The organism is Pseudomonas sp. 2822-15, from assembly GCF_002742515.1.
GTDB lineage: Bacteria > Pseudomonadota > Gammaproteobacteria > Pseudomonadales > Pseudomonadaceae > Aquipseudomonas > Aquipseudomonas salomonii.
The window spans coordinates 1-230 of sequence record NZ_LJRY01000442.1; the positions used below are offsets into that span (position 1 = coordinate 1).

1 pseudogene is annotated in these 230 nt (G+C 32.6%); it reads right to left on the reverse strand.

Annotation, left to right across the window (positions count from 1 at the left end):
- Window positions 1–39: 39 nt before the first annotated feature.
- Window positions 40–230: pseudogene (locus AOA59_RS31755) on the reverse strand (ABC transporter ATP-binding protein); the annotation flags it as partial.

Here is a 230-nt window from a genome sequence, read left to right on the forward strand (position 1 = left end):
GTTTCATCGTATTTATTCTTACTGAATTTTGACAAGAAATCACTCATATGGCTTTAATACACCTTTCTTGAGAGTAAAGGTTTGATCGGATTGCTGAGCAATTTCATTTGAGTGAGTAACAACAACGACACATTTATCATGCTCATGAGCTAATTTTTTAAAAATATCAATGATCTCTTGTTCCATATCTTCATCTAGATTACCAGTTGGTTCATCGGCTAGGATTAATT